General features: G+C 68.3%; 11 protein-coding genes. 2 read left to right on the top strand and 9 right to left on the bottom strand.

Features of this window, described 5'->3' with window-relative positions; genetic code table 11:
* Positions 1–3: 3 nt before the first annotated feature.
* Positions 4–1,683 carry a phosphoglucomutase (alpha-D-glucose-1,6-bisphosphate-dependent) gene (gene pgm, locus AQZ59_RS08210; RefSeq protein ID WP_062614179.1) on the bottom strand — a complete coding sequence of 560 codons (1,680 nt, stop codon included), beginning with the start codon at positions 1,681–1,683 and terminating at the stop codon, positions 4–6.
* Between the two features lie 348 nt (positions 1,684–2,031).
* On the opposite strand from pgm, the gene AQZ59_RS08205 reads away from it, so the two are divergent.
* Positions 2,032–3,990 carry a Rib/alpha-like domain-containing protein gene (locus AQZ59_RS08205; RefSeq protein ID WP_152994740.1) on the top strand — a complete coding sequence of 653 codons (1,959 nt, stop codon included), beginning with the start codon at positions 2,032–2,034 and terminating at the stop codon, positions 3,988–3,990.
* 228 nt (positions 3,991–4,218) lie between these two features.
* On the opposite strand, the gene AQZ59_RS08200 is transcribed toward AQZ59_RS08205, so the two are convergent.
* The 8 genes from AQZ59_RS08200 to AQZ59_RS08165 form a co-directional block, all read right to left on the bottom strand.
* Complete coding sequence (locus tag AQZ59_RS08200; protein ID WP_062614177.1) at positions 4,219–6,903, bottom strand: lysylphosphatidylglycerol synthase transmembrane domain-containing protein; 2,685 nt, start codon at positions 6,901–6,903, stop codon at positions 4,219–4,221.
* 156 nt (positions 6,904–7,059) lie between these two features.
* Positions 7,060–9,402, bottom strand: coding sequence for a heavy metal translocating P-type ATPase (locus tag AQZ59_RS08195; RefSeq protein WP_062614176.1), 2,343 nt, complete (start codon positions 9,400–9,402; stop codon positions 7,060–7,062).
* Positions 9,399–9,626 carry a heavy-metal-associated domain-containing protein gene (locus AQZ59_RS08190; protein WP_062614175.1) on the bottom strand — a complete coding sequence of 76 codons (228 nt, stop codon included), beginning with the start codon at positions 9,624–9,626 and terminating at the stop codon, positions 9,399–9,401. Before AQZ59_RS08190 ends, AQZ59_RS08195 begins: the two co-directional genes overlap by 4 nt.
* A gap of 409 nt (positions 9,627–10,035) precedes the next feature.
* The gene (locus AQZ59_RS08185) at positions 10,036–11,535 is read right to left on the bottom strand and encodes a hypothetical protein (RefSeq protein WP_062614174.1); all 1,500 of its coding nucleotides are present in this window, start codon (positions 11,533–11,535) and stop codon (positions 10,036–10,038) included.
* A 154-nt stretch (positions 11,536–11,689) separates the two neighbouring features.
* On the bottom strand, positions 11,690–12,355 hold the full coding sequence (locus AQZ59_RS08180) for a DedA family protein (protein ID WP_062614173.1): 666 nt from the start codon (positions 12,353–12,355) through the stop codon (positions 11,690–11,692).
* Between the two features lie 5 nt (positions 12,356–12,360).
* Positions 12,361–13,761, bottom strand: coding sequence for an adenylosuccinate lyase (gene purB / locus AQZ59_RS08175; protein WP_062614172.1), 1,401 nt, complete (start codon positions 13,759–13,761; stop codon positions 12,361–12,363).
* A gap of 140 nt (positions 13,762–13,901) precedes the next feature.
* Positions 13,902–14,738 carry a fructosamine kinase family protein gene (locus tag AQZ59_RS08170; RefSeq protein WP_062614171.1) on the bottom strand — a complete coding sequence of 279 codons (837 nt, stop codon included), beginning with the start codon at positions 14,736–14,738 and terminating at the stop codon, positions 13,902–13,904.
* A 1-nt stretch (position 14,739) separates the two neighbouring features.
* Complete coding sequence (locus tag AQZ59_RS08165; protein WP_062614170.1) at positions 14,740–15,138, bottom strand: phage holin family protein; 399 nt, start codon at positions 15,136–15,138, stop codon at positions 14,740–14,742.
* Between the two features lie 74 nt (positions 15,139–15,212).
* Between AQZ59_RS08165 and AQZ59_RS08160 the strand changes: the two genes are divergently transcribed.
* On the top strand, positions 15,213–16,268 hold the full coding sequence (locus AQZ59_RS08160; protein WP_062614169.1) for a histidinol-phosphate transaminase: 1,056 nt from the start codon (positions 15,213–15,215) through the stop codon (positions 16,266–16,268).
* The last annotated feature ends 114 nt before the right edge of the window (positions 16,269–16,382 follow it).

Here is a 16,382-nt window from a genome sequence, read left to right as displayed (position 1 = left end):
TCCCTACGCCAGCGCGGCGCTCACCACGTCCTTCGCCTCGGCCTGCACCTGGGCCAGGTGCTCGGCGCCCAGGAAGGATTCGGCGTAGATCTTATACACGTCCTCCGTGCCTGACGGCCGGGCCGCAAACCACGCGTTCTTCGTGGTCACCTTCAGCCCGCCGATCGGGGCGCCGTTGCCCGGCGCCTCGACCAGCCGTGCGGTGATCTCCTCGCCCGCCAGGGTGGTCGCGGCCACGTCTGCCGGCGAAAGCGCCTTCAGTTTAGCCTTCTCCTCCTTGGTGGCCGCCGCGTCGATCCGCGCGTAGGCGGACTCGCCGTAGGCCTCGGTCAGCTCGCGGTGCAGCACCGACGGCGACTTCCCCGTCACCGCCAAGATCTCCGAGGCGAGCAGGTCAAGGATGATGCCGTCCTTGTCCGTGGTCCACACGATCCCATTCTTGCGCAGGAACGACGCCCCCGCGGACTCCTCACCACCAAAGCCCAGCGACCCGCTGACCAGCCCCGGCACGAACCACTTGAACCCGACCGGCACTTCCACCATTGGCTTGCCCATCCCGGCAACCACGCGGTCAATCAACGACGACGACACCAGCGTCTTCCCCACACCCACCGTGGGCCCCCACTCGGGCCGGTTCTCAAACAGGTACTTGATGGCAACGGCCAGGTAGTGGTTGGGGTTCATGAGCCCCGCGTCCGGGGTGACGATCCCGTGGCGGTCGGAGTCGGCGTCGTTACCCGTGGCGATGTCGAACGGGACCGCGCCGTCCGCGCCCGGCTTCATCCGCCCAAGCAGCGAGGCCATCGCGTAGGGCGAGGAGCAGTCCATGCGGATCTTGCCGTCCCAATCCAGTGTCATGAACGGCCACGCCGGGTCGACCACCGGGTTCACCACGGTCAGATCCAGCCCGTAGCGCTCACCGATCGCGCCCCAGTACTCGGCCGACGCCCCGCCCATCGGGTCGGCGCCAATGCGCACGCCCGCCGTGCGGATCGCCTCAAGGTTGATGATCGACTGCAGGTCGTCCACGTAGGCCGACAGGTAGTCGTGCCCGCGCGTCGTCTCCGCGTTCCGGGCCTGTTCGTACGGCACGCGCTTGACGTTCTTCCAGCCCTGCCGCAGGATCTCGTTCGCGCGCGCGGCGATTACCTCGGTGGCGTCGGTGTCAGCCGGGCCGCCGTGCGGCGGGTTGTACTTGAAGCCGCCATCGCGCGGCGGGTTGTGCGACGGCGTGATCACGATACCGTCTGCCAGCCCTGGCCCCTCGGTGCGCACGCCCGCCGCCGTGTCCGCACCATTCGCCGTGAGAATCGCCAGCGACACCGCCGGGGTGGGCGTCCAGGACCCGCGGGCGTCAAGCCGCACCTCGACGTCGTTGGCAGCCAGCACCTCAAGCGCCGTGCGCTCGGCCGGCTCGGACAGCGCGTGCGTGTCGCGGCCGATGTACAGCGGACCGTCGATCCCCTTCGACGCGCGGTACTCCACAATCGCCTGCGTGGTGGCCACGATGTGGGCTTCGTTGAAAGCGCCATCGAAGGCGGAGCCGCGATGGCCCGAGGTCCCGAACACGACCTGCTGAGCCGGGTTGTCCGGGTCCGGCTCGATGTCGTAGTAGGCGGAGATCAGGGCATCGACGTCGATGAGGTCTTCCTTTTGGGCAAGCATGCCAGCACGTTCGTTCATGCTCCTATCGTCTCACTTTTCCGCCCCACCTTCTATGGTCAAACACGACTCAACGCTGCCCCCCCGGCCGGGTTTGCGCGTGGGGCATTTGAATTTCCTGGACGATTTCGGGGCGCTCTTCGTATATGAGTAGATCGCCCCGGATTCGTCCAAAACTCTTCAATCGGTCCGACGCCCCGACGACCCCGGCCCGCGGGCGTTCGAACTCGCCAACAACCACTTTGTATCAGAGGATTGTCTGACATGCCGTGTGCTGATACGCTCGATAATGCACAATAATCGCGTCCATATGCGTGGGATCGTGCAACCCATGCGCCGGAGCGTCGGCATTTTTCAAAGGGGAAAGAAATGACAGGAATTCGGCGCCTTATCGGCGTTGGCCTGGTAACCTGCCTTTCGGTGGCAGGCTTGCTATCTGTGCCGCCCGCGCCCGCGGCGCTTGCGGACGGGGGTCCGGTCGGGGAGATGGTCACCATTGCTAAATGGTATGATAATATCCCAGAGGGCATTAAGTATCTGATCCCGGCGCTGACCCAGACGCCCAACGGCGACCTCCTCGCCGTCTACGACATGCGCCCCAATCAGGACGCCCTGGCGAGTAACATCGGCGTCGTGAAGCGCACAGCCTCCCAGACCGCGCCGGCGATCGCGGACTCGATCGTGGAGGGCGCGGCGGTTCCGAGCTACGAAATCCCGGACAATGGGATCGGCTACGAGCTGGATGGCAAGCTGGTCGAGCCCGGCGTGTACCGGGCCCAGCCGGGCGAGCGCATCGACCTGAAGCTGCATGGCCTGGCCGAGCACGGCTACACGCTACCCGCGGACACCCCGGTCGCTTGGACACACACCTTCCTTAAGGTCACCGCCGGCCCGATCGTGGTGCACGCGGGTGAGGTGATCGCGGCCACACCGGTTGACGTGGTCGGCAATGGCGGCGCGCTGAGCTTCGAGCTCGGTGATGGGGCACCGGCGTGGCTGGAGCTCTCCGACGACGGCGTGCTGACCGGCACCGCGCCCGCCGATGCGCCCGAGGGCACCGTGACATTCCCGGTCCTCGTCACCGAGCAGGTGGACGCGGAACACGCGGCCATCCCAGCGAGCATCCCGGGCACGTACACCGCGCAGGCGATGGTCACGCTGACCGTCGTGCCGGCGGGAGTCAACCCGGATGACCTTCCGCAGCTGAGCGTGGTGCTGGCGGGCAACCCGTACGACGCCACGGTGGGCGAGCCGGCCACTAGCCTCGCGCCCGACGCGGTAGATGCTACCGGCATGCCGGTGGCGTGGCCTGAGGGCACCACGTTTGAGTTGGCGGACGGCGCACCGGAGGGCGCGACCATCGACTCCGTCGGCGCGGTGACCTTCACGCCGGGCGAGGCCGACACAGGTGAGGACGTGGACATCACGGTCAACATCACCTACCCGCCGCTCACGGCCCACGCGGATTCCGAGGCGTCGTTTGTGCTGACCTTCCGGGTGGCTGAGGGCGAGTCGGGACCGGACCAGCCGGGCGTAACCTGCCAGGCTGAGAACTTCACCGGGCGGGCACCGTACGCGACCAACCGCTTTGGTGAAGCCACCGGTGATCGTCTGGCCGATCTGTGGTCGCTCGACGCCGAGGGCAAGATCCACTTCTACGAGAATGTCGGATCCGCGTTCGTCCACAAATATGTCGCGCACTGCCCGGGTGCGGAGGTCACGGCGATGACGGCGATCATGGATGCCAACGGGGATCGGCGCGCCGACCTCCTCATCCGCCACGCTGACGGCGACCTGTACTTCTACTACTCGTTCGGGCGCGGCCAGCTGGTCCAGGGGATTAAGGCTGGGCACGGCTGGAACGGGATGGACAACATCACCTACATGGGCAGGCTGGGGACGAAGGAGTACGTCGTCGCGCGGCAGGTCGCAACCGGCGACCTCTACCGCTACGACCTCACCCGCAACGGCCTGGCGAACGGCACGAAGATCGGCCACGGCTGGCAGGAGATGACCAACATCGTGGGCATCGGCCAGTTCGTCGGCGATTCGTACCCGGCCGTCGTCGCCACGAGGTCGGACGGCAAGCTGTTCGTGTACGCCGGCACCAATAGGGGCGTGCTGGTGGGCAAGGGGCAGATCGGACACGGTTGGTCGAACTTCGGGATGCTCTCCTCTCCCGGGGACGTCGACGGTGGTGGCACCTTCGACCTCATTGGCATCCGCAATGACGGTACGCTGTTCCTTTACAAGAACCTGCTGGGTGGGCGCTTCGGTGGTGCTACCCAGATCGGCCACGGCTGGGGTTCGATGAAGGCAGCTAGCTAGGCGCTTGCGATCAGGGGGGCCGAGCGTCACGCCCGGCCCCCTGTGCAGGTGGGATTTGAATTTCCTGGACGAATTCGGGGTGATCTTCGTATATGAGGAGAGCGGCCCGGATTCGTCCAGAATTTTACAATCGTCCCGCGGGATGCCGGCTCAACGACGCTCGGCTGACTCCGGACCCAACGACGCCGTGGCTCGACTTTCCCGCCGGCCGGCGGCCAGCCAGCCCGGCTAGACGATGTTGCGCTTCTGCGCGATCTGCAGCGCCACCCAGCCGATCGGCACGCGGCCCCAGAAGGTGAAGAGTCGGTAGAGCACGGCGGTGGAGAACGCGATCGAGGAGGGCACGCCGGCGATCACGAGGCCACCGGTGAGGGCCGCCTCCACGGGGCCAATGCCGCCGGGGGAGGGCACCACGGAGCCCACCGAGTTGGAGATCAGGTAGGTGACGGCGAGGGTGATGATCGGCAGCTCGTAGCCGAACGACTTGAGCGCAAACCCGAAGCAGGCGATGAACGCCACCGACATGAGCACCGACCCCAGCGCGCCCAGCAGGAGCCGGGTGGGGTGGGTGAAGAGCCACACGAGGCGGGGCCACACCTGGCTGATCGTGGGCCGGATCTTCGCCATGACCCAGCGGCGCAGCTGCGGCACGCCGCCCACAATCCCGCCGACTACCACCACGATCGCGATCGCTATCTGGATCGTGCCGGACGGCAGGGAGAGGTTGCCGAAGTCGCCGGTAAACAGGGACAGCATCACGAGCAGCGCGATCGTCACCACGAACTGGCCCACCTGCACCACGGACACGGTGGCGATCGCGGCGGGAGTTGCCACGTTCTTCTTTTGCAGGAAGCGCAGGTTGATGGCGGCGGGCCCGATGCCGGCGGGTGCCACGAGCGTGATGACCGACGCCGCCACCTGCACCAGCAGCGCCTCACGGTAGGGCACGGCTTCCTTCGAGAACGCCACGAGCGTGAGCGCCACGCCCGCATACGTGCCGAGCCCGAAGAGGAACGCCACCACCATCCACCACGGGTTGGCGCCGAGGATGGCGGTGCGCAGGTCGTCGAAGTTGAGCGAGCCAAACAGGATGATGAGCGCGATGACGCCGATTGCCACCGTGGCGATCGTCTTGAGGGAGAACCGCTTATACTCCACGGTTTGCAGGTTGGAGGCCTCGGGCACTTCGGCGGCGAGGGCGTCGCGCAGCGCCTGCAGTTCCTTCTTTTCCAGGGCGTCGCGCGTGGCCTGCGGGAGGATGGAGGTCTGGAGGAAGGGCGCGATGGAGGCGACGGTCGTCGTGGTCAGGTTCCGGTTCGCCGACGCCACGGCCCGCTCCACGCCGACGACGCCGGCCAGCATCGCCACCGTCTGCGCGAGGTCGACCTGCCGGGCCGTGTCCGTGGAAAGTACGGCGGCGTGCTGCCAGTTCGCCACGTGGAGGCCGGCCGGGGTGATCTTGACGTACTTGGCGTGCATGTTGCCGTGCGACATGCCGTGGCGGTGGGCGCGGGTGAGTTCGTCCCAGAGGTGGTCGAGGTCGTCGTCGGAAAGCGCGCCGGGATCGGCGTCGATCAGTAGCGGGTCCTCGGTGGCGAGCTCGGCCACGAGGATCGAGGAGTCGAGGCGGGCGATCGTGGCGCAGGCCGGCTCGGCCACCCCAATCTGCTCGGCCCGCATCTGCACCAGCAGCATCTGTTCGGCGGTGGCCTCGAGCGTGCGGCGGGTTTGGCGGATGACGGTGCGCAGGGAGATTCGCGCCCACACGTCGTCCAGGAAGGACAGGATCTGGCGGTCGTTGTCGAGCACCTTGAGGTGGAAGGCCCGCCCGTGAATGTCGGTTGCAATGTAGTTGCGCGACACCGCCGACGGCCGAGTGGCCGGGTAGCGCGCCATGGTCTCGTCGCGGAAGGCGTAGGAGTCGACGTCGGTGAGCTCACGTTCGTCGCTGGGGCGAGTGAGGTTGTCGATCTCGTCGATGAGGTTGGCGGTGTCGGTATCGGGCACGTCGTCGGCGGGGTCGAGGATCTTGCGGATCTGCTCGAGCGCCGCAAGGTTCGTGTGCCCGATGGGGGAGGAGGTGGTGACGTCGGTGGCGTGCAGCATCTCGTCGCCAGTCAGGGGGTCGATGCGGACGGCGGTCACGACGTCGATCCCCGCCTTGCGTATCAACGCTACGAAGCGCGCGCCGGTGGTGCGGTCCGGCGCGCCGCCAACAATGTAGCGGGTGAGTAGGCCGGACAGCCCGCCGATGAGGACGGTGAAGAGCGCGCCGGAAAGATTCTGGTTGCCGCGCAGGATCGACAGGACGAGCGCGATGCCGAGTAGCCACCAGCCCACGCGCGTGATCCAGGATCCCTTCGACGATCCGGACACGGTGAGGAGCGTGGCGAGAAGCGCCACGTAGGGCAGGGCCGCGATGAGCGCCACGTAGGGCAGGGCCACGATGAGCGACTGGTCCTGGATCGAGTCTGAGACCTGGTCAAACAGGTCCGAGTTCGGCCACCACTTCGTGCCCATCCACACCACGAGCGCCGAAATCCCCACGGCCGCCGCCGACCCGATGAAGGCCGTGGCGAGGGCGCGCCAGCGCTTGCGAATCACCATCTCGCCCAGGATGAGGATCGGAAGGAAGAAGGACATGAGGCCCTCGAGGGCGTTGATCGGCAGGGCCAGGATCGTCTCGAGGATGCCGGAGGTGGCCTGCCGCACGTCCTGAGTGACCGCGATCGTGGTGGACTTGGCGTAGACCGACACCAGGATGACGAACGCGATCCCCACCACGCACAGCGCGGCGCCGAATAGGTCGGCGGGGTTGCGCACCCAACGTTGCTGGGAGTCGATCAGGACCACCTCCCGCTCGGGGGTTTGATCCCTCGCGGCGCGGCTAGCTGTATCGTGGTGGGGTTTCACATGCCCGATCCTACTCATCCGCGGGGTGTTGACTCCACTTTGCCGGCCCGCGGGCGGGGTCACGGGAGCGCGGCCATCAAAAATCAGGACTCTGAGAGTTTTCGTTGCCGAAATCGGGCGTTTTGCTCTCAGAGTCCTGACGTTTGACGGAGATTGCTAGGCATTGCGCAGGCGCAGCGAGTTCCCGACCACAATCACCGACGAGCTCGCCATCGCGAACGCCGCGATCCCCGGCACGATCACACCGAATACGGCCAGCGGGATCGCGATGAGGTTGTAGGCGAAGGCCCAGGCCAGGTTCTCCTTGATGATCTGCAGGGTGCGGGCCGAGACCCGCAGCGAGTTCGGGATAGCGCGGATGTCGGAGTTGACGATCGTGATGTCGGCGGCGGCCTTGGCCACGTCGGTGCCGGAGCCCATTGCGATCGACAGGTCGGCGCCGGCGAGGGCCGCGGCGTCGTTGACCCCGTCGCCCACCATCGCCACCTTCTTCCCCGTGGCCTGCAGCTCTTTGAGCACCTCGAGCTTCTGCTCGGGCAGGACGTCGGCGCGCACATCCTCGATGCCGAGCTCGGCGGCCACGGTGGTGGCTGCCGGGGCGTTATCGCCGGTGACGAGCACTGGGGTGAGGCCCCGATCGCGCAGGGCGGCGAGAGTGTCGGCGGCCTCGGGGCGGACCGTGTCGCGCACGGCGATCAGCCCCAGTGCGGTGTTGCCCCTGGTCACGACGACGACGCTCGCGCCCTCGCGCGCGAGGTCCTCGGCACGCTCGGCCAGATCCGAGGGGACGTTGGCCGCAAGCCAGGTGAGGCGGCCGGCGGCGACCCTCTCGCCGCCGGCCGTACCCGCCACGCCCATCCCCGCATGGTTGGCAAAGTCAGAAACAGGGGCGGGTGTAATGCCGCGCTCGCGAGCCGACCGCACAATTGCCTGGGCGATCGGGTGCTCGGAGTGGGACTCCAGCCCGGCGGCAAGCGCCAGGACGGCGTCTGCCGCCCGCGTGCCAGCCGTGCCGCTATCGGCGCCCGAGGCTGCCGACTCGGCGTCTGCAGCGTCGGCGCCGGTGCCAATACGCCCAAACCCGGCTCCAGCCGCGGCCTCAACCTCGCTGACCGACATGACGCCGCTGGTCAGGGTCCCGGTTTTGTCGAGCATGATGGTGTCCACGGCGTGGGCGCCCTCGAGCACCTCGGGGCCGCGGATGAGCGCGCCCAGGCGGGAGAGCCGGCCCGAGCCGACCAGCAGGGCCGTAGGAGTTGCGAGCCCCAGCGCGCACGGGCACGCCACCACCAGCACGGTGATCGCGGAGGCCAGTGCCATCTCGGCGTTATCGGTAAACATCCGCACGCCGAACGTCGCCAGCGCGATGAGGATCACCACGGGCACGAACACGGCCGATATCTGGTCGGCGATGCGCTGCACGGGCGCCTTGCCCGTCTGGGCCTCGGCGAGGAGGCGGCCCATCTGGGCCAGGGTCGTGTCCTTGCCCACGCGCGTGGCGCGCACCTCGATCGACCCGTGCGTGTTGAGCGTGGCGCCGGTGACCTCGTCGCCCTCGCCCACGTCCACAGGCAACGATTCGCCGGTCACGAGCGAAGCGTCAATTGACGACGAACCGGCCACGATCACCCCGTCCGTGGCCACGGTCTGTCCGGGCCGCACCCGGAAAACATCTCCCACGCGAAGCTGCGCCACGGGGACAACCTGCTCCACGGTGTCGTCGGAACCGGCCCTCCGAACAAGGAGCGCCTCGGACGCGCCGAGCTCGAGGAGGGAGCGCAGGGCGTCACCGGCACTGCGGCGCGAGCGGGCCTCCAGCCAGCGGCCGATGAGCAGGAACGTGACGATCATCGCGCTGGTCTCGAAGTAGAGGTGCGGCTCGGCGGCATGCCCCAGGCCGTGGACGCCGGTCATGTGCATCGTGTAGCCGATGCGCCCGGCGCCGCCCAGGGTCAGCGCCCACAGGGACCAGCCCATCGACGCCAGCACACCCAGCGAGACCAGCGTGTCCATGGTGGAGGACCCGTACCGGGCCGCGCGGAACGCCGCCCGATGGAACGGCCACCCGCACCAGAACGCCACCACCAGCGACACCGCGCCGATCACCCACTGCCAGCCCGGGAACTGCAAGGCCGGGACCATCGACAGGCCTACCACCGGCACCGACAACACAGCAGAAACGACGAAGCGCCGCCACAGGTCCGCCACCCGCGCCTGGGCGGACGCCTCCGCGGCAGCCTCGGCGGCCTGGATCATGTCCGCGTCGGGGGCGTCGCCCGTGCGGCTGATCACCGAGGCGTCGTAGCCGGCCTTGACCACGGTGCCCACGAGCTCCTCGTTGGACAGCTCCGCGGCCGAGTCATCCAGCTCGATGTGAGCGCGCTCGGTGGCGAGGTTAACTACCGCCGTCACCCCGGGGACCTTGTTCAGCTTCTTCTCAACGCGCGCCACGCAGGAAGCGCAGGTCATCCCGCGGACGGCGAGGTCAACTTCGATCATGAGCGGACGATCTCGACGACGCTGTAGTTACCCGCCTCATCGACAGCGCCGCGCAGGGCCTCATCCGACACCTCGGCCGACGTGGTCACGCGGACCTCGGACGTGCCCTTCGGATCCAGGGTGACATCCACGGCATCCACGCCGGGCAGCTCCATGAGCTCCTCGGTCACGTGGGCGACGCAGTGATTGCAGGTCATTCCGTTGACCTTGACAGTGGTGGACATGGCAAGCCTTTCGCTCGGTTTTCGTTGGTATCTGGGCCAACGACGCCGCCTGCCGATTTATTCCTGCCCCGCCCGGTTCACCGGATTATCGGCGCTTTGGACAGAGCCTCGGGCGTCATGGCCGACAGAAGTCGTGAACATACCGGCTGACTATTGCTATCGGGCCCTGGTCGGTCTCAGGTTCACGAGTTGTGTCGGGGGTAGCCGGTGCCGGGCGGAAACTGGGGTGTTGGCACGTATTATCGGCGTCCGGCTCAGTGGGTTAGCGGCCCGGCCCACGTTATCGGCGCGCGCCTAGCCGGCTCACCCCATCGGGCATGCGCAACGCTAATTTTCCATGTGCAACGGTAAAAAGCGGTTAATTGTTGTTGCATGCTGCGGATTAGCGTTGCACATCCGGGAGGGTGGGTCAGGCCTGCTGGAGGTCGCCGATCCACTGGATCCCGGCCGTGAGGTCCGCCGAATAGGGCGAACCCTCGCGGGGCGCGGGCGCGCCGCCGGCCTGGGCGCCGCCGGCAAGCTCGGCCTCCCCGGCATCCCCGGCGGGGTCATTCGCGAGCCGGGTGAGGAGCCAGTCGGGCATGGTGTCGCCGGTGCGGGGGAAGGCGTCGGCCTCGTTGCGCCATTCTTCCACCGGCACGAGGTCGGCCCACACGGGTTCCTGCACAGCGTTGACGTTGAGTTTGCCCTGCCCGGCCTTCGTGAGGTTGATGACCGCCACGAAGAAGGGCGCCTCCCCGGCGATTGCCAGGTTTTGCTTGAGGCGGCGCAGGTGGTGGATGACCGCGGTGGGAAGCACGCGCAGCTGGGCGTTCGTGTCCCCCTCGAGCTTCGCGTACCCTTCGTAGATCGCGGATTGGCCCACCAGCTGGACGCGCACGGTCTCCTCGATCCAGTCCGGCGGGGCGGTCTGGGATAGGAGGGAGAGGCACTCGCGCAGGAGGGCGTTCGTGTCGGAGAAGTCGATCGCGGCTGAGCGCGCGGCGATAGCGGGCCGGTCGGAGACGTCCCAGATCACGGGGCGGGCCTCCTGGCGCTTCTGGTTGGTGAGGTTCGCGGGGTCGACCAGGGCGGTGTACACGCCCGTCGACCAGCGCTGGAACTTGGCCCGCTCCAGGTAGTGGGCGTCGTTGATGAGGGCTGCCACCTGGAAGAGGAGCCTGTCGCCGTCGCGAACCGAGCGCACCACCCGCACGGGGATGCCGGACACCTCGCCCGTCACCAGGTCCGCGTAGATGTCCGCGCCCTCGCCCACTGCGATCCGCTTCGCCCACATGCCCGACTCCAGCTGAGTGAAACCGTCCTCCGCCTGCGGGTTCGTGGGGCTGACCATCGTCACCGCCGCCGGGCGCCCGCCCTCCAGCTCAACGTCGCACGGCACCCCGCCCCACGCGCGCTTGATGACCGGGCCGATGAACGGCGAGGGCACCGTGGCCGTGAACGTGCCGGTCTCGACATTCTCCCAGCCGTAAGCCAGTCCGTGGTAGACGCCGCGTAGCTCCGGCTCCGGGTTGCCCGGGTGGAAGCGCCACAGGCGGCTACCCGCCGTGAGCCGCGCCGGCTCGATGAGCAGCAGGTCGGTCTCCACCCCGCCGCCGCGCGCCACACCCGAGCCGTCGTACGGCGGGTATTCCACGACGCCGCCCCGGAACGCCTCCGCACTCAGAGGGCCCACCGCGTGACGGTCGAACACGAACGGGTCCACCGGCACGTGCAGGATGTCGAGCGGTTCGTCCTCCGCATACGGCGCGCCGGGGAAACGCAGGCAGAGCAGGTCCATGAGGTCGCCGACGTCTGTGACGGAAGCCGCGGCGGCGGCGTCGACAGCGAAGCCAGAAAAGAGGTCGTAGCCCATGTCGAGGAAGGACTGGGCCTGCTGTGCGGAGACGGCAAGTTGGAAGGTGAGCATGAGGGTCTTTCGTCGGGGGCGTTGCCCTACTACTCTACTGGCTCGCGGCCGGCGCGGGAATCGGGCGCGGCTAGCCGGATCGTGGCGGGCGGGTCTGCCGGCTGGGCTGCGAGGAGGTCGGCCCGCGCCGCCGGCCGCCAGCGGGCAGGTCGGGTTACGCCGCCCGGTTTGCGCGCAGGCGCTTCACTACCCACCACCCCAGGAGCACGACGACGAGCGCCGCCACCACGTACGACAGGAGCCCCACGTACTGCTCCACCAGGTGCCAGTTCTCACCCAGGATGTACCCCGCGCCGACGAGGGCCGTGTTCCAGATGGCCGCCCCCGCCGTCGTGAGCAGGGTGAACCACAGGAAGTTCATCTTGATGACGCCGGCCGGCAGGGAGATGAGCGAGCGGAAGATCGGCAGCATGCGGCCGAAGAAGACCGTGGACTGGTCGTGCTTGTGGAACCACGCCTCAGTCTTGTCCACGTCCGACATCTTCACCAGCGGCAGCCAGTTGAAGATTGCGCGGGTGCGCTCGCGGCCGATGAGGCGCGCGATCCCGTACAGTGCCCACGCGCCAACGAGCGAGCCCACCGTGGCCCAGACGATCGCCTCGACCAGGCCGAACGACGTGCCCTGCGACGCCGTGAAGCCCGCGAGCGGCAGAACGATCTCCGAGGGTAGCGGCGGGAACAGGTTCTCAAGCGCGATGAGGAACGCGACGCCGAGCCCGCCCAGGGACTCCATGATCGTCACGGCCCAGGCGGCGATGCCGGTCAGCTGGTCGGCGCCAGCGGTGGCGGTGGCGGCGGTTGCGAGGGTCAGTAGGCTCATGTTCCCTAGCGTACGAGCTTCGGCGCCAGGCCCACGTAGGTGGCCGGGGTGAGATTGGCCAAGCGGGCCGCGACGTCGTCGGGCAGCCCGAGCGAGCCGATGAAGGCGCGCATCTCCTCAGCCCCCACCTGGTGGCCGCGCGTGAGCTCCTTGAGGCGCTCGTACGGGTCCTGCATGCCCGTGGCGCCGGCGATCGCGGCGGCGCGCATCGCCTGCTGGATCGGCTCGCCGAGGACTTCCCAGTGGGCTTCGAGGTCGGCGTCGAGGGCGGCGCGGTTAGCCTCCACGCCGGCGACGCCGCGGCGCAAGTTCGTGATCGCCAGCAGCGAATGACCGAAGGCGACCCCCACGTTGCGCAGGGTGGAGGAGTCGGTGAGGTCGCGCTGGAGGCGCGAGGTGACGAGGGTGGCGCCGAGCGTGTCGAGCAAAGCGCAGGAGATTTCCAGGTTTGCCTCCGCGTTCTCGAAGCGGATCGGGTTGACCTTGTGCGGCATCGTGGACGAGCCCGTGGAGCCCTGCGCCGCGAGGTTCTGGGCGAGGTAGCCGAGCGAGATGTACGTCCAGAAGTCGGTGGCGAGGTTGTGGGCGATGCGGTTGAAGCGGGCGACGTCGGCAAAAAGCTCGCTCATCCAGTCATGGGACTCGATCTGGGTGGTGAGCGGGTTGAAGGTCAGCCCCAGGCCCTCCACGAACTGGCGGGCGAGCGCCGGCCAATCCGCGCCCGGCACCGACACCGAGTGCGCGCCATACGTGCCCGTGGCGCCGTTGAACTTGCCCAGGAACTCGGCGGCCTCGATCCGGCGGACCTGGCGCGCGAGGCGGTGTGCCAGCACCGCGACCTCCTTGCCCAACGTGGTGGGCGAGGCCGGCTGGCCGTGCGTGTGCGAGAGCATCGGGGTGGCGGCGTCCGTGGCGGCCATCTGCTCGAGGTCGGCCACGAGGGCGCGGGCGGCCGGCAGCCACACCTGGGTGAGCGCGTCCTTGATGATGAGCGCGTAGGAGAGGTTGTTGATGTCCTCGGAGGTGGCGAAAATGTGGACGATCTCGTGCATCTGCGGCAGGGTCGTGTCGCCGAGGGCGGCCGGGGCGGCGTCCATCTTCTCCTTGAGAAAGTACTCCACTGCCTTCACGTCGTGGCGGGTCTCGGCCTCGATCACTGCGAGGCGGGCGATGTCGGCGTCGTCCATGTCCGTAGGGATCGCACGCAGGTAGGCGATGTCGGCGTCGGTCAGCACGGGCGCGCCCGGGAGGACCCTGTTGGTGGACAGGAAGATCAGCCACTCGACCTCCACATGTGCGCGGGCCCGGTTGAGGGCCTGCTCGGAGAGGTGGTCGATGAGCGGGGCGACCTCCGGCCGGTAGCGACCATCGAGGGGGCCCAGGGCATACACGTCAGAGAACTTCATGCTCCCATGGTGGCATATTCGGCGTTTGCGCCGCCCGGCATCCACGATGAGGACTCGGCGCGCAGGTTCTGGCTCACTCTCTGAGACGGCGAGCGTGTGCGGGCGCGCTGGCGGCGGGCCGGAAGCGGGCCGACGGCAAGTCAGAGGTAGGGGCCCGCCGCCGCGACCGTCTCCCGCCCATAGCCCCCGCCGAACAGCGCGGCGTGGATGATGAGCATGTGCAGCCGATGCAGTCCCACCCGCTCCTGCCAGCCCTCCGCCAGCGGCGAGGTCTCGTTGTACCCGGCGTAGATGTCCTCCACGAACGGCGCCCCGAACACGGTCAGCTGCGCCAGGTCCGATTCGGCGTGCCCGCCCTGGCACGCGGGGTCGATGAGTACGCCCACGACGCCGTCGCCACCGGTTGCGCCCGTGCCCTCCATGGGCGAGTCGGGCTGGGACCACAGGAGGTTGCCGGACCAGAGGTCACCGTGGAGGAGTGCCGCATCCGTGCGGACGAGGGCGGGTTGGGGTGAGTCGAAGAGGCCATCGCGGAGGCGTTCGGCCAGGCGCTCCATGAGGGCCGCGTCGGCCGGGGTGAAGGAGCCGTTAGCGAGGGCGTCGCCGACGTAGGGCAGGAGGCGGTCGGCGGCGTAGAACTCCCCGAAGCGCCGGGCCGGCGAGCCCGCCGCGACCAGCGGCAACGGCGCCATCCCCATCGCGCCCACGGAATCGGAAAAGCCGTCGGGTGCCTGGCCGAACACGCGCGGGCCCTCTGAATAGGCGTGGGTGCGGGCAAGCCGGGCGCCGAACTCCCGTGCGGCGCCCGCCGACGCCGGGGCAGGCCGCAGAGTGTACGTGGACAGCGAGCCGGCGTCACTGGAGGAGACCCGCGCGACTGGAGCGCCGGCGTCGTGGGCGGCCTTGGCAAGCGCGGTGAGGCCGCAACGCTCGTGGGCGATGGCTCGCCGCGGCCCGCGCTTGGTGTGAACGGACACGCTAGTCGCGGCCGGTGGCCAGGCTCAGCGCCCAGTTCACCAGGCCCACCACCATGCCGCCGAGCACTGCCCAACCGAAGCCGTCGATCACCAGGGCCAGGGCGAAGTGGCCGGTAATCCAGGCGGTCAGCATGAGCATGAGCGCGTTGACCACCACAAAGAACAGGCCGAGCGTCAGCACGTAGAACGGGAAGGACAGCACCTTGACAATCGGGCGCACCACCATATTCACCAGCGCGAGCACCGCGCCGGCCAGCAGGAAGTACACCGCCGCCTGGCCCGCCGGGCCGAGACCGGCGAAAGCCGCCTCGCCCGCGCCCTCGAGCCGGATGCCCGGGAAAATCAGGGTGGCAACCCACAGAGCAATGGCGTTAAAAGCCGCACCAATGAAGAAATTCATGCCCCCATCCTACGGGCAAAGCCGAGCGGTGATCCGCCAATGCGCGGCCCGCGAAATAGGGGCAAGATAGAGGCATGAGTTTCTTCCGCCCCGAGATCGATCAGTTGCCCGCTTACGTCGCCGGTCGAAACCCGGCCGCCCCGGACGTCATCAAGGTGGCCTCCAACGAGATACCCTTCCCCACCCTGCCCGGCGTGGCGGCGGCGCTGGGGCTGAGGCTCGGGGACTTGGGGCGGTACCCGGACATGGGCGCGGCCGCCCTCAAGCAGGCGATCGCCGCCTTCCACGAAATATCGTTGGACAACGTGGCCGTGGGCAACGGCTCCGTGGCGCTGATCGAGAAGTTCCTCCAGGCCGTGTGCTCACCAGGGGCTGAGGTGGTGCTGCCGTGGCGCAGCTTCGAGGCCTACCCGATCGCGATCCAGGCCGCCGGCGGCACGGCTGTGCGCGTGGCACTGCGTGGCGGGGCGATCGACCTTCCCGCCATGCTCGACGCCATCACCCCGCGCACCCGCGCCATCATGGTCTGCACGCCGAACAACCCGACGTCGGCGGCCCTCACCCACGACCAGCTCCACCGCTTCCTTCGCTCCGTCCCCGCCGACATCCCCGTACTCATCGATGAAGCCTATGTGGACTTCGTGGAGATGGACGATCCCGTGCGCGGGGTGGAGCTGGCCCGCGAGTTCCCGAACGCGGTGTCGCTGCGGACGTTTTCCAAGGCCTACGGGCTGGCTGGGTTGCGGGTGGGGTACGCGCTCGGGATGGCGGACGTGGTGGCCGGGCTGGACAAGGTGGCCACCCCGTTCGGCGTGAACGAGCTGGCGCAGGCCGCGGCGGTGGCCGCGCTCCAGGAGCACGGCGAGGTGGTGCGGCGCGTGGGGATGATCAAGGCCGAGCGCGCCAAGCTCGTCGCGGCGCTGCGGGCGCTCGATTGGGACGGCGCCGCCCCGCAGGGCAACTTCCTCTGGTTCGACCTCGGCGAGGACTCCGAGCGCTTCGCCGCCCTGTGCGAGCGCGCGGGCATCGTGGTGCGGGCTTTTCCCGACGACGGCGTGCGCGTCACTGTGGCCAGCCCCGAGGCATCACTTCGGCTGGTGCGGGCATATCGGACATTCCGCGCTGCGTAACCGGCTTGGGCCCGCCGGTCGACAGCGGCGCCGGCCTTGCTAACAGGTGAGTTTGGGGCAGGAATGAGCGTTTTTCGCGATGAGATTTCAGATTCACCAGTTAGCCACGCCGGG

Origin of the sequence: Trueperella bernardiae (assembly GCF_001469025.1) — a bacterium.
Classification (GTDB): Bacteria; Actinomycetota; Actinomycetes; order Actinomycetales; family Actinomycetaceae; genus Trueperella; species Trueperella bernardiae.
The sequence above is the reverse complement of the archived record's forward strand: the minus strand, read 5'-3'. Positions and strand labels throughout refer to the sequence as shown.